The sequence below is a fragment of the Nonomuraea thailandensis genome (assembly GCF_024172165.1).
In the GTDB taxonomy this organism is placed as follows: Bacteria; Actinomycetota; Actinomycetes; order Streptosporangiales; family Streptosporangiaceae; genus Nonomuraea; species Nonomuraea thailandensis.
Window position 1 is genome coordinate 957,888 of record NZ_JAMZEB010000002.1, and the last position, 20,804, is coordinate 978,691.

The window sequence follows — 20,804 nt, forward strand, 5'->3', positions numbered from 1 at the left end:
GTGACCGAGTGGCTGCTGCGGACGGCCACCAGCGCCGGGCGATGGTCCGAGCCCAGCCCCGCCCTGCCCTCCCAGGAGGAGGCCGACCGCTGGCTGCGGGTGAACGTGGACAACTGGATGGGCGCGTTGCGCCACCTGTCGAGCGCCGGCCGGTACGCCGCCGTGCTCGACTGCACCGAAGCGATGCACTGGTTCTCCAGCCGGTGGATGCACGGGCCGCACTGGTACGAGGTCTTCACCCTCGGCGCCGAGGCCGCCGCCGCCCTCGGGGATCCGGCCCGGCAGGCGAAGCAGGTCAACGGGCTGGCCTGGGTCCACATGGTGCCGAGACAAGATCTGGAGGCCACCCTGCGTCACACGGCCCAGGCGATGGAGCTGGCCACCCGCAGCGGCGCCACCGCGCAGATCGCCCTGGCCGAGCACAACGCGGCGGGCGCCCTGCGGCGGCTCGGGCGGCTGGACGAGGCCATCGCGGCGCAGACCCGGGCGGCGCAGGTGTTCGAGGCCGTCGGCGATGCCGAGGCGAGCCGCCGCTGCCGCGACCTGGCCGACGCCGCACTCTGACGTCCACGACGAGCTGACCTGGCACGGGCTCCGCGTGCACAAGGTGCAGATCCCGACCGGTCGCTGCGCGACGACGCCGCGGTGACCCGCCGGGCCCTGGACCGCCCCGTCGGCCCGGCCGGCCTTCCAGCCGGTTCACCAGGCGGGTGGCCGACCCAGAGGCCAGCGCGGTCAGCTGCGCGACCTCCCCAGTGGTGTGCGGGCCAGGCTCCAGGCCATGCAGGCTCACATACTGCAGATCGACGGGTCCAGCATGAGTCTCACATGATGACCCGTCCTACCAGCGAGGGTCCCTGGTCGCTGGCGATCGCGAGACAGTAGACGGTCCGATATCGAGGCCAGTCCTCCTCCGACGGCACCAGGCCGCTCACGATGACCTCGTCCTTTCTTGCCTCGACCAGCCGCATTCTCGGCGTGCACCCGAGCTCGGCCAGACGCTGCATGTCATCCATTCCTGGATAGGGGCCGTCGGGGAGGACATAGGTGGTCGAGAACTCCGCCATGTGCGGTCGATCGCATGGAACGACCGTCACCAGAGCGCCGTCGGGCAGGGGGTCGATACAGTCGCCCGGCCTGAGTTCGGTGGCATCGTACTGGTGCACGCCGGAGGGAAGGCCGGCCGCGGTGGGCACGGAGGCAGGGGCGGGTTCCGCCGTGGTGCACGCCGCGAGGAACGCCGCCCCGAAGATCACACCTGAGATCGCTGAGATGCGCGACAGCATGCGGCAGATCGTCCCATTCGAAGGTCTTTGGAAGATCGCGACGGAGCTCCCGGCCGCGGACGTGGGAGACCGGGATGTGGCCCTACGGGACTCCATCTCCGGGCCGCCCCGGTTGCGGATATTGAGTGGCGGGCTTCTCGATCGTGTCCGATGCTGTAGCCGTGCTCAGGATTCCGCCGCGTACAGCCACCGACGCCTATTTTGCCGCGATGGGCGGATCGAGGCGTCTCGACCTTGTCTTCGACATCGATCTGGGAGACCTGGTTGAAGGCCACCGCGTGGTCGCGCGCGGAATGGAGATGCTGGACAGCGGCGGCGTGCTGCACTACGAGTTCGTCCCCGGGGTTCGGCCGTACGAGACGGAGGTCAAGGGGCCGTTCTTCTGGTACTGGATGCTGTCCACCGAGGATGATCAAGACACGCCCTACCGCGACGACAACATGGGCGCCTTCGACCCGGGCGGAGAGGCGGCCGCCCACGGAACTCGCCAGCTGGGTGGGCCGGTTCCCGGCTCGGCGAGCTGGCTACGGGTGAGCTTCAGGCCGGCTGAGGGATGGACGCCGACGCGATCATGGTGCCGGCAGTTGGAGATCGCGCTGCCGGACGGTGTCGTTACGGGGGTGTGGAGCGACTCGCGCCCCACTGCCGGATGACCACCACCGGTCGGTCAGATGCGGGCGATGGTGCGTTCGGCGTCGGAACCGCGGGCCGTCCGGTGGTACATCACCGCCGGTCGGTCGCGGAGCAGTTCGAGGTAGGCGCGGTGGGTGAGCCGGGTCAGCAGTTCGATCGCCTCCCGCTCGTCCAGGACGTCCAGGCGCAGTAGCTGCGCGCCCAGCGACCGCGGCCGGCACCACTTCCCCACCGCCCCGCAACGCCGCCGCCAGGTCGGTCAGCTCCGCGTCCCGGCCGACGAACACGCCCGTGTGGCGGGGCAGGTTGACCAGGCCCGGCGGGCCTGTCACCCCGGTGACCGATCGTTCGTCGCCGCGGACACCGTCCGCATCACTTCGATGACCCCTGAGGCGGGAACAGGTGTCACCGTGTCGCTGACGTCCGGACGATATTCGTGAGAGCCTGGGCGCGCCTGCTGGAGGGACTGCTCCCTCGTGGGCCTCCCCGGCTCGCAGGACCGTATGGTGAGCACAGGCGGAGCGGGCTGTATTCGACGGCAGAACGGTGATGCAGGTGCTCGGCATTTCGCCGTCTCCCATGGTGGGGGCCGCGATCCGGTACCTGCGGGAGGTTCACCTGGAACGTGGCGCCCTCACCCGCGACGAGGCCGCCGCCGAACTTCGCCACTGGGCGTAAGGCTTGCGAAGTGCTCGTGTCCGGGCGGCCGGGAGGAACTGGGTGGCCGGGGCCGCTCGCCGAGACGAAAACGGGGAAGGGCCAGGTCATGACCGATATCCGGGCTGATCGGGCCGCTCTCTTCGCATGCCTGCAGGACCCTGCCACCCAGCCGGGCTTCTGGGCTCGCGTGGCCGACGACGTGGACTGGACCGTGGAGGGCACGCACCCGCTCGCCGGCCGCTACCACAGCAAGGAGGAGTTCCTCGCGGCGACGTTCGCCCGCCTGGCGGGAGTGCTGGCGGGCGGGGTGCGGCTGACGGTGGAGCACCTGTACGTGGACGGCGACACCACGGTCGCCGAGCTGCTGTCGACCTCGACCACCAGGGAGGGGGCGCCGTTCGACAACCGGTACTGCTGGGTGTGCCGCTTCGACGGCGACGTGATCGTGCAGGTGCGCGCGTACCTGGACTCGGCCATGGTCGGGTACACGGTCCTGCGCAATGAGCTCAGCCGGCGGGGGCCGACTTCCTGAGCGCCTCAGGGCGGCGGGATTCGGTTCGAACGGCGCTGAACCAAGCACTCGCCGGCCCGCCACCAGGGACTTGGCTCGCCGCGGTCCTGGACTGAGGGCGTCCGATGGAACAGGCTGCATCAGATTCGGCTCGTCCTCAAATTGAATATCGTCCCTGTTGCTACGTCTTTGTCCGTATCTTCCGGCGCCGGAGCCTCCTCTGGGATTAGGAGACGGGGAGGTACGCCGATGGCTCTGCAACGCCTGGCCGACGGGGATCCACACCGTCTGGGCGGTTACGTGCTGGCCGGACGGCTCGGCGCGGGCGGACAAGGAGTGGTCTACGAGGGCTACGACGGGCAAGGGCGGCGGTGCGCGGTCAAGCTGCTGCACGCCGACGCCGACCCGGTGATGCGCGCCTTGTTCCTGCGAGAGGCCCGGGCGGCACGCGCTGTGCCCTCCTTCTGCACAGCGAAGATCATCGACGTGGGCAGTGACGGCGACCGGCTCTACATCGTCAGCGAGTACATCCCCGGCCCCAGCCTGCGCGCGGTGGTGCGGGCCGGGCGCCGCTTCACCGCGGACGAGCTGCATCGGCTGGCCACCGGGATCGCGATCGCGCTGACCTCGATCCACGACGCCGGAGTCCTGCACCGCGATCTCAAGCCGGACAACGTCATCCTGGGCCCGGACGGCCCGCGCCTGATCGACTTCGGGATCGCCAGAAGCCGGCAGATGTCCCTGACCCCGTCCGGGGTGATCGCCGGCACGCCCGGCTATGTGGCGCCGGAGGTCTACCGGCGGCAGCGGGCCGGGCCCGGCGCGGACGTGTTCGCCTGGGCGTGCGTGGTGCTGTACGCGGCCATCGGCCAGGACGCCTTCGCCGCCGCCCGGGTGGAGGCGGTCATCCACCGGGTGCTCACCCACGCGCCGGATGTCGGCGTGCTGGACGCGCCGCTGCGCGCCCTGGTCGAGGCCGGGCTGAACAAGGACCCGGCGCTGCGCCCGACCGCCCGCCGCATCCTGGCGGCGCTGGTCGGCCACGGCGCCGATCCCGGCTCGGGCGGCGACGGCGCTGGTCTCGGCCCGGGCGGCGGCGCGCCGATCGACGATCCGGAGCTGGGAACGCGGGCCGAAGCGCTCTACCAGCGGCTGGCCGGGCCCGTCCAGCAGCAGGTCCCCGGACTGCTGCTGCGCCTGGTGGCCGAGGAGGCGGGAAGGAACGTCGTGCGCCCCGTTCCCCTGGCCGAGCTGCCCGGCCGTCCAGAGGCCCGCCAGGCGCTCGACGCCTTCGCCGAGGCGGGCCTGCTCGTGGCCGAGACCGGCGTGGTGGCCATCGCGCACCCGGCCCTGCCCTGCGCGTGGGCCCGGCTGCGGGACTGGCTCGACGAAGAGGACGGCGCGCTGGCCGTGCACCGGCGGCTGAGCCTCGCCGCCCGCCGCTGGGGAGCCGGCGGACGCATGAGCGGCGACCTCTACCACGGCACGGCGCTGCAGGCCGCACTCGACTGGAACGCCCGCGGCCGCGTCCGCATGGCGCCGACCCCGCTGGAGGCGGAGTTCCTCACAAGCAGCGCCGAGGCGGCGGCGCGGCGGTCGCGGCGTCGCCGCCTGACCGCCGGCGCCATGGCGGTCCTGCTGGCCATGGCGGCGGGGGCAGCGGGCCTGTACACCTACCAGCGCGGCGTCTCCGACCGCCAGAGCCTGACCGAGGCGGCGAACCGGGCAGCGCAGGCGGCGAGCCGGGCGTTCGCCACCGACCCCGTGCTCGGGATGCGCCTGGCGGCCACCGCATGGCGGCTCGCCCCGACCAGGGAGGCCGGGAGCGCGTTGTACGCGGCGCTCGCCCAGCCCGTCACCGACGTCATGGCTGAGGCCGTGTTGCCGCCGTCCGCCGACAACGGGTTGAGCGGCGAGGAAGGGCCGCTGTACGACCTGTCCGCGGACGGAAGCAGGCTGGCGGTGTTGTCCGGGGAGAAGTTCGCCCTGTGGGACGTGCCCGGCCACCGCCGAATCGTCGCCTTCGACATCCCGCGCAAGACCCGCCCCGGCAGTAGCTGCAGCGCCCTGAGGCTCTCGCCGGACGCCTCCATGGTGCAGACGTGCGACGCCGACCTCTCCTCCGCCCTGTTGTACGAGGTCGCCACCGGCAGGCGGGTCGGCAAACGCTGGCCCGGTTACATCCGCGCATTCCCGCGGCCTGGAATGCTGCTCACGGGAGAACTCGCCGGTTCTGGCACAACACTCATCCGGCTGCTGGACCGAGCCACCGGCCGCACCCTGTACACGCATCGGGCCCCGCACTTCTGGCCGGCGGCCGTCACCAAGGACGACCGGCTGATCGGGACGACCTCCTCATCGCGGGGCTGCCGTGCCCGGCCACGTGAGCTCCCCATCTGCCCGAACACCCTGGAGATCTGGGATCTGCCCAGCAACCGCCTCATCGCCCAGCATCACGTCAACGCCGTAGGGCTGTGGGCCGCCCTCAGCCCCGACGAACGCACCATCGCCCTGTCCGACGGGCGCGGCCTGTCGTTTCACGACGCCCGCACGGCCCAGGAGATCGCGGGCAGGCGCATACCGCGTCCCCACATGCGTGACCTGCGCTACATCAAGGACGGCACGCTGGTCGGCTTCGACTTCGACACCGAAGGCTTCACCGCGGTGCGCATGTGGGGGCCCACCGGCACGGCTCTGCTGTATCGGCCGTTCAGCAGGGCCTTGCTGCCGGACCGCGCCAGCCTGCCGGGCGTGAACGGCGACCGCATCGCCTACCTCCGTACGGACGGAACCGTCATCACCTTGTCCGGCGCTCCCCCGCCGTCCGCCGAAGCGCATGACCAGGCATGGTTCAGCCCTGACGGCCGGCTGCTGGTGACCTTCCGCGAACGAGGACGCGATTCGAAGCTGCGCCTGTGGACGAGGTCCGGTGGGCGCCTCCTGGCCACCCTCCCCGTCGGGGGTGGGCCGGTCGACGGCGCGCCCTCGACCGACCTTCATGTCGCCATCAGCGCCGACGGCGCCCTGATCGCCTACGCCCGGGACGGGCAGCGCACCGCCCGGGTGTGGGACGTCCGGCGTCATCGCCAGGTCAGACGGCTGCACGCCCCCCACGGCGCCGGATACTCGGTGGCGTTCACCCCCGACTCGGCGGCCCTGGCCTTCGGGACCGTGCTGTGGGACCTCCGCACAGGCCGGCAACTCGGCCAGGTCGACGCGTTCGTCACCCAGTTCGGCCGAGGCGGCCGCTATCTCGACGGCCTTGACGATCTCCGTCTGAACACGATCGGCCGGCCCGCCCCTTCCCAGCACCTCACGGGAGCGGTGGCGCGGCTGAGCCCGGACGGCACGATCGTGGCGACCGGCGATCGCGCAGGAGTCATCCGCCTCTACGACGCCGCCACGGGCCGTGCGTCGGGCCCCGTCACGGGCGGGCACTCCCGGCCCGTCGACCTGCTGACCTTCACTGCCGACGGACGGCTGCTGGCGACGGCCGGGCAGGATCAGACGGTCCGCCTGTGGGACATCGCCGCCCGCCGGCCCCTCGGCGCTCCGATCGCTCTCAACACCGGCCGCCTGACCGCCCTGTCCTTCAGCCCGGACGGCAGGACGCTCCGATCCCTTTCCGGCGCCGGCATCGTCCGCGACCACCTCGTCGATCCCGCGCTCGTGCTGCGCGAGGTCTGCACCCGTGCTCGCGGTGGCCTGTCAGCCGCGGACTGGCAGAGCCACCTGCCCGGCGTGCCCTTCGTCGAGACCTGCCGTGCCTCTGGGGGCTGACCGGTCAGCGGGAAGCCTGTCCCGCTTCCGGCCGTCGAACGCCATGGCGTGCGGGCCGGGTGCGCGTGGGTCACTTGGCCTGGAAGCCGCCGTCGATGTGCAGGATCGCGCCGGCCACGAACGAGGCCTTGCCGGAGTACTGGCCGAGGGAGATGGCGCGCGCGATGATGCCGGTCTTGGTCAGCTCCGCGACCGCCTGCTTGCCGACGTCCTCGCGCCGCCCGCTCACGACGACGTGCACGCCGTCGGCGATCAGCAGCTTCGCGGTCTCCTTGCCCGGTCGCCGAGGTCAGCCTCAACGAGCTGAGCCGCCGGGTCGGCCTGGCCAAGTCCAACGTCCTGCGCTACTTCGAATCGCGCGAGGCCATCCTGCTGGAACTGCTGGACCAGGCATGGAAACAGTGGATCGACGACCTGCCCGGCCGCTTGGCTGCCGAGGTCGGCGAAGCCGGCTCCGCGGGGGCGCGCGGTGACCAGCTCGCAGCGGCCCTCACCCGATCACTGGAGGAACGCCAGGTTCTGTGCGACCTTCTCAGCGCGCAGGCCGGCGTCCTGGAACGCAACGTTTCCGCCGACCTGGCCGGCCAGTGGAAGAGGACGGCGATCGGGAACGTCGACACCATGGCCCGCCTGATACGGCACCATCTGCCCGAACTGGGCGACCGCGCCCAGACGTTGTGCGCTCAGACCATCATGATCACCGCCGCAGTCTGGACGCACGCGCGACCGTCCGCCGCCATGCTCGACGCCTACGACGCCGACCCCTCCCTGGCGGTACTGCGCATGGACTTCGCCCCCACCTTGCGGGACATGCTGTCCACCTTGATCGCCGGCACCCTGACCCGCGCCGCGGCCCCCTGAGAGGGCGTTCGGGGCGCCACGCGCGGGCCGGCAGTTGGTCCTAGGAGGGTGTCGTGGCGGGCCGATGGTCAGCGGGTGCCGTCGTCTCGCCGTGCGCGAGCTCATCGCGGTGCGCCGGCTGGTCGCGGTGGGCCGCCGTGACGGCCAGGGCCGCCAGCAGCGCGGTCATGACGGCCGTCGCCGCGAGCGCGGTCCAGGTGGCCGCGTCGGGATGGATCAGCGACTGGCCGCGCAGCGCCTGCCAGGCGGTGATGGTGAACAGCGCGCTGTAGGCCAGGATGACGACCCCGGTGAGCTGGGCGCGTACGCGTTCGTGGCGTAGCAGGCCGATCCGGCTCGCGAGGGCGGCGAGAACCAGCACCGTGAGCACGAACACCTGGACGGAGTGCAGGCCGATGAAGTGCGGGACGCGCAGGTCGCCGCCTGTGGTGCTCCAGTTCGTCAGCGGCATGCCGCCGCCGTCCGGCGCTCCGACCCCGTGGCCGCCCACCAGCGGGACCGGGCTGCCGTAGGCGTCCTCGACCGTGCGGCGCCCGGCCGCCGAGGTCCACCCGGTGATGAAGGACGCCAGCGCCATGCCGAGGACGGCCAGCCCGATCCCGGCACGCAGGGCCCAGGTGAGCGCCGCATCGCCGACGCGCTGGAACAGCAGCATGACGGCGACGATCAGGCTCGCCCCGAACAGCCCGAACACGCCGGTGGAGAAGATCTGCTGCCCGATCTGGTTGAACGGGTCGGTGCCGGCGTTGAAGTGGCTGAAGGTGCCGCGGGCGGCCTGCACCGCGATGAAACCGACGTCGATCAGCCCGGCGACGGCGAAGACGGTTCCGGCGATCCACATCGTGCGCCGCGCCCGGCGCAGTTTCGGGATCAGCCAGGCGAGCGTCGCGCCGTACATGACGAACGACGCCCCGAACTTCAGCGGCTTGGCCCAGACCGACTGTTGCAGGAGCTCGCGACCGTCGGCGAAGAGACCGACGCTCGCGACGACGACCAGCGCGGACATGGCCGCCACCATGATCGTGAGCGGCCGATGCCACGACCGTACTTCGGCATACGAGACGGACAACCGGCTCCCTGACTGGTTCATGCGGCCTCCGCCGGCCGTGCCGGGGCTCCTGCGCAGCGTCCTCGCCGGGCTGTCACCTTCGCCCGCCGCCTGTCTGCGTACGACGTATCGAGTGTCATGCGTACATCGTATGAGCATCTTTTGTCGAAATACTGCTGGTCAACGGCATAAAGTGTACTAGTGTGCCGAATAGTGAACTAGTACATTGAAGACAGGCGCGGGACAACCGTCACGGGATTGGAAGGCATTCATGACCTCGGCCACGCAAAGTCCGGATCCGCCCTACCGGCGCATCGTCGCGGAGTTCCGTACCCGGATCCTGGCCGGCGACCTGCGGCCGGGCGATCGGGTGCCGTCCATCCGGCAGATCGCCCAGCGATGGGGTGTCGCGGTCGCGACCGCGACCAAGGTGGTGGCGGCCCTGCGTGAGGAGGGGCTGGTCGAGGCGAAGGTCGGCGCAGGCACGGTGGTCAGCGCACGCGCGAGCCGAACGGAGCGGCCGGCCGGTCCGGCCGTGCTGCCGGCGGCGCGGCAGGCCGGCGTCCCCAAGGGCTCGCTGAACCGCGAGCACGTCCTGCGCACCGCCATCGCGATCGCCGACGCCGAAGGGCTCGGCGCGGTGTCCATGCGGCGGCTCGCCGCCGAGCTCGGCGCGGGCCCGATGTCGCTGTACCGGCACGTGACGGGCAAGGACGAGCTGGTGACGCAGATGGCCGACGAGGTCTTCGGCGAAGTGGAGCTGCCCGTCCCGGGGCCGGAGGGGTGGCGGGCCAAGCTCGAGCTGATCGCCCGCCGGCAGTGGGAGCTGTCCCGGCGACACCTCTGGCTGCCCAGGGCCGTCTCGTTCACCCGCCCCTTGCTGGTGCCCAACATGATGGCCCACACCGAGTGGACCCTGCGCGCACTCGACGAGCTCGGGTTGCCCATGGAGACCCGGATCCGCGAGGCGCTCACGCTGCCCGCGCTGGTCCACACCGTGGCGCTGTCCATGGCGGAGGAGGTCGAAGCCGAGCAGGAGACCGGCGTGACGCTCGACGGGTGGTGGCTGCTCCAGCGCAAACGGGCCGACGAGCTCCTCAGCACCGGACGATTCCCGCTCCTGGCCATGCTCCCCGAGGAGACGGTGTCGGACCTGGACGGGATGTTCGACCACATCCTGGCACGCCATCTCGACGGGTTCGCCGTCATGCTGAGCAGAGGTGCGGCTCGTCCTCGGTGAGTGGTCGGCCTGGGATCATGCTCGCCAGGGCCTCACCGGTGAGGCGTGATCGGGGAGCACGGTGGAGGTGGATGTCCTGAGCTGCGGCTCCTTCCCGCGTCGGCGCTGCCGAGGCGGCCTGTCTCCTGCTCTGGCTGTTGTTCATGTGCAGAAAAGTCCTACGCTGGCGGGGATGACGCGATCGGCGGCGGGCGCGCGGACGCAGCAGGAGCAGATGCGGCGGCGGAACCTGAGCGAGGTGCTGCGGCGCGTCCATAAGGACGGGGCGGTGTCGCGGGCCGCACTCAGCCGCCGGATGGGCCTCAACCGCAGCACCATCATGGACCTGACCGCCGAACTCGCCGCGGCCGGGCTCGTCCGCGAGGGTGTCCCCGCCGGTCAGGGCCGTGCGGGGCGGCCGTCCATCGTCGTCATGCCCGAGCGGGCGACGGTGTACGGGCTCGCCTTCGACGTGGCCGTGGACCGGCTGCTCGCGGCCCGTGTCGGGCTCGGCGGTCAGGTCCTCGAACGCCGCGAGGCGGTGCGCGCCCGCGCCGGGGTCGATCTGGAGAACGTCGTCGACGTCCTCGCCGCCTTCGGCCGCGAGCTGGTCGCCGGCGCCGATCCGGGGGCGTTGTGCGTGGGTGTCGGCGCGTCGTACTGCGGGCTGATCAGGCGAGCCGACGGCACGGTCCGGTACGGACCGCACCTCGGCTGGGTGGACCAGGCCTTCGGCGCGAAACTCGCCGCCGGGCTCGGCCTCGGGCTTCCCGTCGAGGTGGGCAACGAGGCGCACCTGGGCGCGATCGCCGAGCACGTACGCGGCGCAGGACGAGACGTCGACAACCTCATCTACCTGCATGGGGACGTCGGCGTCGGCGGCGGGATCATCGTCGGCGGCAGACTCCTGGACGGCGATTCGGGCTACGGCTGCGAGCTCGGGCACATGCTGGTGAACCCGTTCGACGGGCGCCCCTGCCTGTGCGGGTCGCGCGGTTGCCTGGAGGCCGAGGTGGGGGAGAAGGCGCTGCTGGACTACGCGGGACGGTCCGACGACCTCATCGGACGCGCCGGCATCCAGGCCGTCGTCGCCCTCGCCGAGACCGGTGAAGCCCGGGCGCGGGACGCCCTGGACCGCGTCGGCGACTGGCTCGGCGTCGGCGTCGTCAACCTCATCAACCTGTTCAACCCGGCGCTCGTGGTCTTCGGCGGGATGCTCCGCGACGTCTATCCGGGCGCCGCGTCACGCGTCCGCGCCCGGATCGACGCGCATGTCCTGCCGGTGTCGCGCGAACGTGTTCTGCTGGCCGTCACGGCCCTCGGCGACGACACCACGCTCGCCGGGGCTGCCGAGCTCGCCTTCGCCGAACTCCTGGACGACCCCCTCCACACACTGGCCACCGTACGGTGACGCGGACCACGACCGGTCGCACTCGTCCCCGGGCCGCTCAGCCGAGGTCGGCGAGCGCGGCGAGTTCACCGCGGGAGGCGACGCCCAGCTTGGGATAGGCCTTGTACAGGTGGTAGCCGACCGTGCGGGGGCTCAGGAAGAGCTGGGCGGCGATGTCCTTGTTGGACAGCCCGCGAGCGGCGAGCCGGACGATCTGCCGTTCCTGCGGTGTCAGGCCGGTCGTCCGGTCGGGCGCGGGTGCGGCGGCCGGATCGCCGGCGGCCTGGAGCTCCGCCCGGGCACGGCCGGCCCAGGGGGCGGCGCCCAGGCGTCGGAAGCTCTCCATGGCCTCGCGCAGGTGGCCGGCAGCGGCGGCGCGGCGGCGGGTCCTGCGCAGCCACTCCCCGTACAGCAGCCGGGTACGCGCGTGCTCGAAGGCCGGCCCGCCTGCGTCCAGCGCCGCCAGGTAGTGCGCCTCGGCGTCGTTCCCGGCGAGCAGGGCCAGGCAGCGCTCGATGAGGTGGCGCTGGTCGAGGCGTAGATACCGGGCCAGGGCGGGCCTGGCCCTGTCGGGCTCGCCGCTGCGTACGGCGGCTTCCACCAGGTCGGGCACGCACCGGATGGCGGAGACGTGGTACCAGCCGGGCCCTTGCGTGAGGGCTTCGAGCCGGCCGAGCGCGGTCTCCGCCCGGCCCTGGCCCAGGTCCAGCAGAGCTCGTGCCCAGTCGGTCCACATGGCGCCCTGCATGGGGGCGGCCGGGCCGCGCGCCACCTCGGCGGCGAGCCGGCGGTGGCCCTCCTCGTCGCCTTCGACGGCGGCCAGGTAGGTGAGCAGGCCCTTGTTCAGCGCGGCCCACTGGTGCTGGCCGGTGTTCTCGGCCAGGCGCAGGGCGGTGGTCGCGGCAGTGCCCACCTCGTGGAATCGGCCGCTGTGGAAGAGCTCCGCCTGCGCCTGGAAGTACAGCACCATGGGCAGGACGCCGATGCTGCCCTCGGCGTGGCAGCGGGCGATCAGGCGGGCGGACAGGTGCAGGGTGGCGGCGTCCTGCCCGGCGATGAGCGGCGCGCCGCAGACCATGGCGGCCAGCCCGGGCGGGTACGCGGCCATCGCGTCCCCGGCCTCGGCCACGGCCCGGTCCAGCGGGGTCGGGTCGCCGCCGAACAGGCGGCTGAAGGCGGCGTTCTCCAGGCGGGCCAGGGCGGCGACGGGCTCGTCGAGGAGGGTCTCCGACAGGGCCCGCGCCAGGCGGGCGGACACCTCGACGAGCTGGGCCTCGCCCGCGTACCAGGCGGTCTGGTAGGCGCGGACCAGCAGGGCCGGGTCCAGGAGGGCGGCTTCGGTCATCAGGCGGTGCGCCTCGCGGTACTGTCCCCGCCCGAAGTGGGTGGTGGCCTGCGTGTGGACGATGCGCGATCGCAGCGCGGAGTCGCTGGTCAGCGCGTCGGCCTCGCCTGCGAGGGCCTGGGCCCGGTCGAGCTCGCCCGCCTCGGTGGCGGACTCGGCCGCAAGGGTGAGGCGGCGGGCGCGGATCTCCCGGGCGCGGGCCTCGTCGTCGCGGTGGGTGAGCGAGGCGGCGCGCTGGTAGGCGGTGGCCGCGGCGGCGTACCCGTGTCGGCGCGCGGCCCGCTGGGCGGTGCGTTCGAGCTCCGCCGCCACGTCCTCGTCGGGTCCGACGGTCGCCGCGGCCAGGTGCCAGGCCCGGCGGTCGGCGTGGTGGTCGCCGTTCAGCGCCCGGGCGAGCGCGGCGTGCACGGCCAGCCGCGAGCTGATGGGGGCCCGCTGGTAGACGGCCTCGCGGATCAGCGGATGACGGAAGCGGACGTGCTGCCCGGCGGTGGTCACGAGCCCTTCGGTCTCGGCCGGGCCCAGGTCGGCGGGCGTCACGCCGAGCTGTGCGGCGGCGGCGAGCACCTCGTCCAGGCCCTCACCGGCGGCGGCGACCAGCAGCAGGGTCTGGGTCTCGGCCGGCAGGTGGTCCACCTGGCTGTGGAAGGCCGACTGCAGCCGGCTGCTCAGGGGCAGAGCGCCGGGCTCGTGCGGGTTGTGGCGAAGGGCGGCGGGCAGCTCGATGAGGGCCAGCGGGTTGCCCTGCGCCTCGGCGAGCACCCGGTAGCGCTGGGCCGGGGTCAGGTCGCTCCCCTTGAGCAGAGCGGCCGCCGCCGACGAGGCCAGGCCGGTCAGCGTGATCTCGGGCAGCCCGTGCGCGTCGTCCTCGCGGGTGGCCATGATCAGGGCCAGGCCCTCGGCGTCCAGCCGCCGGGCCGCGAAGGACAGCGCGGCGCGGGAGCCGGGATCCAGCCAGTGCGCGTCGTCGATGAGGCACAGGACGGGGCCGTCCTCGGACACCTCGGCCAGCAGTGACAGCGCGGCCAGGCCGACGAGCAGCGCGTCGGCGCCCTGCGCCTCCGTCAGGCCGAGCGCCGCCTCCAGCGCGCGCCGCTGCGGCGGCGGCAGCTTGTCCGTCCTGTCCAGCGCCGGACGGAGCAGCAAGTGCAGCCCCGCGTACGCCAGCTCGCTCTCGGACGGCACCCCGCTGCGCCGGATGACCTGGATGCCGTCGGCGCGTCCCGCGGCGTAGTCGAGCAGCGCGGTCTTACCGATTCCCGGCTCGCCCCTGATCACCAGAGCGCCGCTGCGTCCGGAGCGCACCGTGGCGAGGAGCTCGTCGATGACCGATGTCTCGGCTTCCCGCCCGTACAGCATGCGCTCCCTTTACCGGCACAAGTACCTAATCGCGACAGATGACCATTATGGGCGGTTTCTCTAGCGTTCTTGCTCATGAAGAACATCGACGAGCTCATCGCTCGCTACATCGCCACCTGGAACGAGACCGACCACGCCGCCCGCCGTGCCGCCATCGACGAGCTGTGGTCCCCGGACGGCGTCTACACCGACCCGATGGCGGTCGCCGCCGGCACCGACGCGATCGACGCCACCATCGGGGCCGTCCAGGAGCAGTTCCCCGGCTTCACCTTCAGCCTGGCGGGGCCGGTCGACGCCCATCACGACATCGCCCGCTTCACCTGGGAGCTCGCCCAGGACGGCGCCGAGGCCCTGGTCGTCGGCTTCGACGTGGCGGTGATCAGCGCCGAGGGGCGCATCGACCGCGTCCACGGCTTCCTCGACAAGATCCCGACGGGCGCGTGAACCCCGGCAGCGCACGGTTCGCTGCTCCGCACCCGATGATTCACCGCCCCGACCGTTAGGGAAGACCATGGCATGGGACGGACTCCGCCCGGACGTACGGGGCGCGCCCGCCGGGGATCCGCACGCCGAGCTGGAGCGCTGGTCCCGCTCGACCGGAACCGCCCTGGAGGTGTGGGCGCCTCCCGGTGAGCCCCTGCCCGAAGGCGTCGCGGGGCTCGTCCGTGCCACGATCTTCGACGTCCTGGACCACCTGGGGCAGGACGGATCGGTGCGGTGCGTGGGCATCGCGCTCACCGCGCTCACCGCGGGCGCCCGTGGACTGCGCCTGACGGTCAGTGGCGACGGCTCCGGCCTGGCGCCGCGACGGCTCGCCGATCGCCTGCGCGTCAGGCGGCCGTCGTCCGTCGAAGGAGCGATCCGCAGCTTGCCGGAGATGCTCGCCGTGTGCTCCGGACCGCCTGTGCCGCACCCCGTCTGCCCGGAAGACGCCTCGTCCGGGCAGACGGAGATCCGGCGCGTCAGTGGTCAGCGGAGCCTGAACGCGCGCAGCGTGGTCTGCTTGACGCGGTTGCCGGCCGCGTCCCACGCTTCGGCCCTCAGGCTGACCGCTCCCTTGGTGGCGCGGTACTGCGGATATCTGGCGGTGGCGGTGTAGACGCCGTCCCGGTCCCGGCGGAGGTCCGCCTGCTGCCAGGTGGCGCCGTCGTCGGTGCTGGTCCAGAGCCGTACGCCCGCGATCGCCGGCATCTTCCCGGCCGAGGGCCCGTGGTAGGCCTCGATCCGGAAGGTGTGCCGGCGGCCGGCCGCCACCGTGTTGTCGACCGACAGGGTGTCGCCGAGGTCGTGGCTGAGGTAGACCGCGGGCACGGTGCGGCACTGCTCCAGAGGCCCGTCGACCCACCAGGCGTAGCAGTTGACGCCCGGCCGCACCTGGTCCTTGCCCGGTGGGGCGGTGAACGTCCACTCCAGGTTCTGGAGGTCGTTCTCGGCCGTCAGCCGGTAGGTGGCCGCGCCTTCGGGCAGCGGGTAGCGCGGCAGCGTGGCGAACGGCTCGACGGGCGCGTTCGGCAGCTCCTTGCCGTCGCGGTAGAGGTGCAGCTCGTACCGGGGCTGGAGGTCGCCGAACATGACGCCGTCGTCGCGCCGCTCGCCGACCCCGCTGACCATGGACGGGGTCACCCAGAGGTTGCCGTCGTGGACGCAGATCGCGCAGGGGATCCCGATGACGAGCCGCTCCAGCGGCTTGGCGTCGGGGTCGCCGAGCCGGTACACCTTGTCGCTCGCGGTGGCGGCGCCCGGCGTGCTCGGCGTGGCGAACCACCGCTGGGTCGTGCTTCCTGGCCGGTCGAAGACGTCGGTGCGGAAGCGCATCTCCTCCACCTCCTCGGCCGGGTCCGGTGTGACGAGCGCGGACATGCCCGCCTGGCTCACGAGCCGGGAGTCGAGCGGCCACACCCACTGGGACCTGCGGTCGGGCAGCGGGTAGGACCAGTGCAGCCCGTTCGTGCCGGTCGAGGTGTAGGTGACGTCGTCGGTCCGCCACGTGCCGCGCCAGTTCATGTACCTGGTGTACGGCGCTGCGTGCACGTCGAAGTCGACGCGGTGGAGCTGACGCTCGGTGACCTTGTAGTGCATGGAGCCGGGGACGCGCCCGTCCGCGTACGGCTTGAACACGTAGGAGTAGGGCGTGTTCGGCGTGCCCTCGACCCGGATGGTGACCGGTGCGCGCCCGGCAGCCTCGCGCACCTTCATGCCCTCGGCGTGCGAGAGGTAGGCGACGGGGATGCCGACCGGCAGCAGCGGGCCGCTGAACGGCTTCTGCGTGATGGCCAGCGGGATCGGGCAGACGGCCCGCCGGTCGTTGAAGGCCAGGACGCCGGCGGCGCCGGCGTCCCTGATCGGTCCCACGCGCTCGATCTGCAGCCCGCACGCCGTTCCGAACAGCCCCTGCGCGGGTTCGGCGTCGATCAGGACGAGCGCTCCGCGCAGGTCCTTGCCCGCGAGGTCCTCGGGACGGCCCTTGCCGCCGTCGACGACCCGCAGGTCCTTGGTGCCCTCGAAGGGAACGTAACCGGGATGGAGCTCCGCCCGGTCGAGCAGGTGCACACGGGAGGCCGGATGCAGGGCCGTGCGCCCCGGCGTGCTTCCCGGAGCGCGCCCCGGAGTGCGCATGGTCATCGTGACTTCGGGCACGCCGAGCTCCCACTGGCCGGTGAAGCGGAAGCCGCCCTTGGTGACCTTCTTGGTGGGCAGCGCCCACACCTTCTCCCACGCCCCGAGGGGAGTGCCGGTCAGCAGGGTGCCGCCGAAGATCTGCCCGTCCGGCAGGGTGCGCTGGTAGAACACGTCATGGGTGTTGTTCAGCGGCTGGGCGGTCTTCGGGGCGGTGAAGCGGATCTCGGTGGCCTGGCGGGCGTCGAGGACGAGCTCGGTGTCACCGGTGATGGTGAGCTCCGGCTCGAACAGCCAGCCCCGGTTGGCGCGGTCGTCGCCGTCCACCCAGTCGAGCACCTGCAGCACGCTGACGGTGCCGGCGGGAACGCGGGTCACGACCACGCCGTCCTCCTGGACGCGGTACGGGCCGAGCTCTCCCTTGCCGCCGTCGACGTCCACGACGCTCATGGCCGTCGGGGTGCGCGGCTTGCCGTCCCGATCCAGGGTGCGGATGGTCAGGTCGAACTTGGGGACGTCGCGCACCGCGCCCACCGGCGTGGTGAGGCGGACGCCGTCGGCCTCGGCGGTCACCGACCCGCTGTAGGTGCCCAGGGCGAGCCCGGCCGGGTCGAGGGTGACGGTGGTGCCGGCCGTCCCGCCGGCGGGGATCGTCAGCGTCGCGTCGGCGACCGTCAGGCCGGCGCCGCCGCTCATCGCCGCCTTCAGGGCGAGCGTGACGGGCTGGTCGCCCTGGTTGACGTACGACACCTGGCCCGTCTTCGGCGTGCCGGAGTCGTCGAGCAGGCCGAAGTCGACTCCGCCACCGGTGGCGAAGACCCGCTGCCGGGTCGCCCGCTCCAGGTCGACCCGTCCCGCGCCCTGCTCGTAGACGGTGAAGCCGTCGTCCTTGGAGGTGGACATCAGCGCGGCCTTGAGCTGCTGGGCCGTCCAGCCCGGGTGCTGCTGCGCCATGACGGCGACGGCGCCGGCCACGTGCGGCGTGGCCATGGACGTGCCGGAGGCGCCGGTGTAGTGCTCGTCCACCGGGGTGCCCATGCTGGTGCCGGCCGACCGCGCGGCCACGATGTCCACGCCGGGCGCCGCGATGTCCGGCTTGAGCGCGCCGTCGTCCGGGCGCGGGCCCCGGCTGGAGAAGCCGGCGAGCTGGTCGCTCTTGTCGACCGCGGCCACGGTCAGCGCCGCGTCCGCGGCGCCCGGCGCGCTGATGCTCTCCTTGTCGTAGAGGTTCCCGGCGGCGACGACGAACAGCGTGCCCGTCTCGGTGGTCAGATCGTTGACGGCCTGGCTGAGCGGGTCGGTGCCGTCGCTGGGCAGGCTGCTGCCGAGGCTCATGCTGACGGCCTTGGAGCCGCTGCGGGCGGCCCACTCCATGCCCTCGATGATCCACGACTCCATGCCGGAGCCGGTGTCGTCGAGGACCTTGCCGACGACCAGCCGCGCGCCGGGGGCGACGCCCTTGTGCTTCCCGCCGGAGGCGGCGCCGCTGCCGGCGATGGTCGAGGCGACGTGGGTGCCGTGCCCGTGCCCGTCCTGGACGGGCTGGTCCGGCACGAACGACCTGCTGTCGGCGACCTTGCCGGCCAGGTCGGGATGGCCGAGGTCCGCGCCCGTGTCGAGGACGGCGACCTGCACCCCGGCCCCGTCGTAGCCGCTCTCCCACGCGGTGGGCGCGCCGATCATCGGCACGCTCACGTCCAGGTCGGCCTTGACCTTGGCGTCCAGCCAGATCTTGGCGATGCCGGAGCCCAGGGTGCCGGGCGTCCTGGCCAGGCCCTGCCCGGCGGGCTGCTGGGCGCGCACGGCCTCCCAGAACGCGCCCGCCTCGGTCTTGGCGATGTCGAGTGCCGAGGCGTCGATGCTCTCCAGCGTCCGGGTGGGATCGCTGGCGGGGACGTCGGCGGCCGAGCGCTTGAGCGACGCCTCGGGCTGTCCTTCGGGGTACTGGACGATGACCGGCAGCTTCTGGGACGTGTCGTCGGCGTAGCCGTTCTCGGCCAGGTACTTGACGTCGAACAGCCGCTTGTCCAGCAGCCCCGCCCGCACGGCGGCGACCGCGTCGTCCGGCAGCACGTAGACGCCGTCCGGGGTGAACTGGGTGAACAGGTTGATCCGGGCGCCGCCCTGGCGGGTGCCGGGGGCCGGCTGGACCCGGTACTTGCCCGGGGCGGCCTGGGTGAGCTGGACCTTGTCACCGGTGATCAGCGTGACGACGACCTTCGCGGCGCGCACGCCGTTCAGGGGTACGGCCTGCCCCGCGGGGGCGGGTGCGGGGGCGGGAGCGGCCGGGGCGGGGGAGGACGCGGACGCGGGAAGGGCCGCCAGTCCGGTGGCCAGCAGCGTGACGGCGGTCAGCAGCACGCCTGCGCGGCGCGGTAACGGGGGGCGGGGCAGAGCCATGGTGGCCTTTCTGAGGGGGAGAAGGGTTACACGGGCTCGAAGCCGTCAGGAGGCCTGGGCGGTGCCAAGGCGTCCTGGTCGAGGGCTCCGGCCGGGTCGGGGGCGCCCCGTCCGGCCGGGTCGGGGCCGTCCGGGTCCTGGGGACCAGGCTCTGGCGGGGTATCGGACATGCTGGAAGTGTCGCCGTCGCCGGGTGGGGTGGGGTATGGGGTGCCCTATGGGGAAAAATCCCCATTCTTGGGGTCAGGTGCCGGGGAGGAGGCGGGCGAGCCCCGTCCGCTCGTCCCGTCCGCTCGTCCCGTCCGCTCGTCCCGGCCGCGCTCGTCCCGGCTGGGGCGGCGGCGTGAGGGCCCGTCAGCCCGCGATGAGAGCGTTGGCCTCCGTGATGAACTTGCGGGCCGCGGCGTCAGCGGGCATGCGGCCGAACAGCACCTCGTCCGTGTACCGCTTGAGGACGGCCTCCATGGCGCTGGCGCCCTTCGGCGGGGCGGCGGGCGGGTCGGCCAGCTCGTCCCTGATCTCGTCGAGGAAGGCCAGCGTCTTCTTGTCGGCCTCGGGCAGGTCGTCCCGGACCGCTGCCAGCACGTTGGAGTTGGCGGGCAGGCCGCGGTCGCTGAGGATGATCGCGCCCGCCTCCGGGTCGTTGACCATGAAGTCGATGAACTCGGCGGCCTCCGCCTGGTGCGCGGACTTCGCCGAGGCGGTGTAGAACATCGCGGGCTGCAGGAACATGCCGCCAGGGGCGGCCTGCCGTGCCTTCGGCATCCGCAGCAGCTCCATCTTCTTGCCGCCCGACGCCCTGCTGATCGCGCCGAACTCGTTGCTCCACCACATGCCCATGGCGCCGTTGCCGGTGGCGAACAGCGACCCGTCGACGTTCCGGGCGCCGAGGGCGATGCTCCTGGCGGCGTCGGGGGAGCCCCCGGTCGCGATCAGCTTCCGGTGGACGGCCCACCAGGCCTTGATCGTGCCGGCCGAGATGCCGAGCCTGCTGCCGTCGTAGAAGGGCTCGCCCCGCTGGGCGGCGAAGATCTGCAGGAAGGCCGGGTTGAAGGCCTGCTGCGTGCCGTGCACCTTGCCGCCGGTTCTCGCGGTGATCCTGGCCGCCAGGCGGATGTACTCCTCCCAGGTCCACGTGGCGTCGTCGGGCAGCCGCTGCCCCGCGGCCTCGATCGCCTCCGGGTCCGCGACCAGGCACCAGGCGTTGACGCCCGTGGGGATGGCGAACTGCTTCCCGCCGATGGCGCCGGTCGCCAGCACCTTGCTGTCGATGCCGGCGGTGTCGACCTCGCCGGACAGGTCGGCGAGGGTGCCGCGCTCGGCGTACTCCCGCAGGCCGCGGATCTCGATCGTGATGACGTCGGGCGTGCTGCCGCCGGCGACGTTCGTGGCCAGCCTGTCGTAGTAGCCGCCGAAGCCGGAGAACTCTCCCACGACGTCGATGTGCGGGTGCCTCGCCTCGAACTTCCTGATCGCCTCTTCGGTCCGCTGCTGCCGTACGTCACTGCCCCAGTAGGCGAAGCGCAAGGTGACCTGGCCGCCCGCGCTCTCGCCCGCGCAGGCCGAGGTGGCGATCAGCACGGCGGTGGCCAGCGACGCCGCCGTCACCATCGTCTTGCCGGAGCTCACGGTCCTACCTCCCGCAGGGCTTCGAGACGGCTCTCCGGAGGAGGCCGAACAAGATCGCTAGGCTACC

General features: G+C 72.4%; 16 protein-coding genes. 8 read left to right on the top strand and 8 right to left on the bottom strand.

Annotated features, from left to right (window positions below):
* Window positions 1-564 (top strand): hypothetical protein, encoded by a 564-nt coding sequence (locus tag HD597_RS08455; RefSeq protein ID WP_253741246.1) that lies wholly within the window; start codon window positions 1-3, stop codon window positions 562-564.
* Window positions 565-824: 260 nt separating this feature from the next.
* Here HD597_RS08455 and HD597_RS08460 read toward each other — a convergent pair whose 3' ends face one another.
* On the bottom strand, window positions 825-1,286 hold the full coding sequence (locus HD597_RS08460; protein WP_253741248.1) for a septum formation family protein: 462 nt from the start codon (window positions 1,284-1,286) through the stop codon (window positions 825-827).
* Window positions 1,287-1,411: 125 nt separating this feature from the next.
* Between HD597_RS08460 and HD597_RS08465 the strand changes: the two genes are divergently transcribed.
* Entirely contained in the window at window positions 1,412-1,939 is a 528-nt protein-coding gene (locus tag HD597_RS08465; protein ID WP_253741249.1) for a hypothetical protein, read from the top strand.
* Window positions 1,940-1,953: 14 nt separating this feature from the next.
* Here the strand turns inward: HD597_RS08465 and HD597_RS08470 are convergent, their stop codons facing one another.
* Window positions 1,954-2,151 carry a hypothetical protein gene (locus tag HD597_RS08470; protein ID WP_253741251.1) on the bottom strand — a complete coding sequence of 66 codons (198 nt, stop codon included), beginning with the start codon at window positions 2,149-2,151 and terminating at the stop codon, window positions 1,954-1,956.
* Between the two features lie 534 nt (window positions 2,152-2,685).
* Between HD597_RS08470 and HD597_RS08475 the strand changes: the two genes are divergently transcribed.
* Window positions 2,686-3,111, top strand: coding sequence for a nuclear transport factor 2 family protein (locus HD597_RS08475; RefSeq protein ID WP_253741253.1), 426 nt, complete (start codon window positions 2,686-2,688; stop codon window positions 3,109-3,111).
* A 228-nt stretch (window positions 3,112-3,339) separates the two neighbouring features.
* Complete coding sequence (locus HD597_RS08480) at window positions 3,340-6,870, top strand: serine/threonine-protein kinase (protein WP_253741255.1); 3,531 nt, start codon at window positions 3,340-3,342, stop codon at window positions 6,868-6,870.
* 70 nt (window positions 6,871-6,940) lie between these two features.
* On the opposite strand, the gene HD597_RS08485 is transcribed toward HD597_RS08480, so the two are convergent.
* Window positions 6,941-7,111, bottom strand: coding sequence for a hypothetical protein (locus HD597_RS08485; protein WP_253741257.1), 171 nt, complete (start codon window positions 7,109-7,111; stop codon window positions 6,941-6,943).
* 140 nt (window positions 7,112-7,251) lie between these two features.
* Between HD597_RS08485 and HD597_RS08490 the strand changes: the two genes are divergently transcribed.
* On the top strand, window positions 7,252-7,731 hold the full coding sequence (locus tag HD597_RS08490; RefSeq protein WP_504928496.1) for a TetR/AcrR family transcriptional regulator: 480 nt from the start codon (window positions 7,252-7,254) through the stop codon (window positions 7,729-7,731).
* A 40-nt stretch (window positions 7,732-7,771) separates the two neighbouring features.
* Here the strand turns inward: HD597_RS08490 and HD597_RS08495 are convergent, their stop codons facing one another.
* A complete protein-coding gene (locus HD597_RS08495; RefSeq protein ID WP_253741260.1) occupies window positions 7,772-8,821 on the bottom strand; it encodes a hypothetical protein in 1,050 nt (349 codons plus the stop codon).
* A gap of 229 nt (window positions 8,822-9,050) precedes the next feature.
* On the opposite strand from HD597_RS08495, the gene HD597_RS08500 reads away from it, so the two are divergent.
* Both HD597_RS08500 and HD597_RS08505 read left to right on the top strand, forming a co-directional pair.
* The gene (locus HD597_RS08500; protein ID WP_253741262.1) at window positions 9,051-10,019 is read left to right on the top strand and encodes a TetR/AcrR family transcriptional regulator C-terminal domain-containing protein; all 969 of its coding nucleotides are present in this window, start codon (window positions 9,051-9,053) and stop codon (window positions 10,017-10,019) included.
* Between the two features lie 172 nt (window positions 10,020-10,191).
* On the top strand, window positions 10,192-11,409 hold the full coding sequence (locus HD597_RS08505; protein WP_253741264.1) for an ROK family transcriptional regulator: 1,218 nt from the start codon (window positions 10,192-10,194) through the stop codon (window positions 11,407-11,409).
* A 37-nt stretch (window positions 11,410-11,446) separates the two neighbouring features.
* On the opposite strand, the gene HD597_RS64310 is transcribed toward HD597_RS08505, so the two are convergent.
* Window positions 11,447-14,092 (bottom strand): ATP-binding protein, encoded by a 2,646-nt coding sequence (locus tag HD597_RS64310; protein ID WP_276082857.1) that lies wholly within the window; start codon window positions 14,090-14,092, stop codon window positions 11,447-11,449.
* Window positions 14,093-14,167: 75 nt separating this feature from the next.
* Here HD597_RS64310 and HD597_RS08520 point away from each other — a divergent pair, with 75 nt between their 5' ends.
* Window positions 14,168-14,536: a nuclear transport factor 2 family protein gene (locus HD597_RS08520; protein WP_253741266.1), complete on the top strand. Its 369-nt coding sequence runs from the start codon at window positions 14,168-14,170 to the stop codon at window positions 14,534-14,536.
* A 525-nt stretch (window positions 14,537-15,061) separates the two neighbouring features.
* Here HD597_RS08520 and HD597_RS08525 read toward each other — a convergent pair.
* The 3 genes from HD597_RS08525 to HD597_RS08535 form a co-directional block, all read right to left on the bottom strand.
* On the bottom strand, window positions 15,062-19,108 hold the full coding sequence (locus HD597_RS08525) for a S8 family serine peptidase (protein ID WP_253741267.1): 4,047 nt from the start codon (window positions 19,106-19,108) through the stop codon (window positions 15,062-15,064).
* 26 nt (window positions 19,109-19,134) lie between these two features.
* On the bottom strand, window positions 19,135-19,278 hold the full coding sequence (locus HD597_RS08530) for a hypothetical protein (protein WP_253741269.1): 144 nt from the start codon (window positions 19,276-19,278) through the stop codon (window positions 19,135-19,137).
* Between the two features lie 184 nt (window positions 19,279-19,462).
* Window positions 19,463-20,737 carry an ABC transporter substrate-binding protein gene (locus HD597_RS08535; protein ID WP_253741271.1) on the bottom strand — a complete coding sequence of 425 codons (1,275 nt, stop codon included), beginning with the start codon at window positions 20,735-20,737 and terminating at the stop codon, window positions 19,463-19,465.
* Window positions 20,738-20,804: the final 67 nt, after the last annotated feature.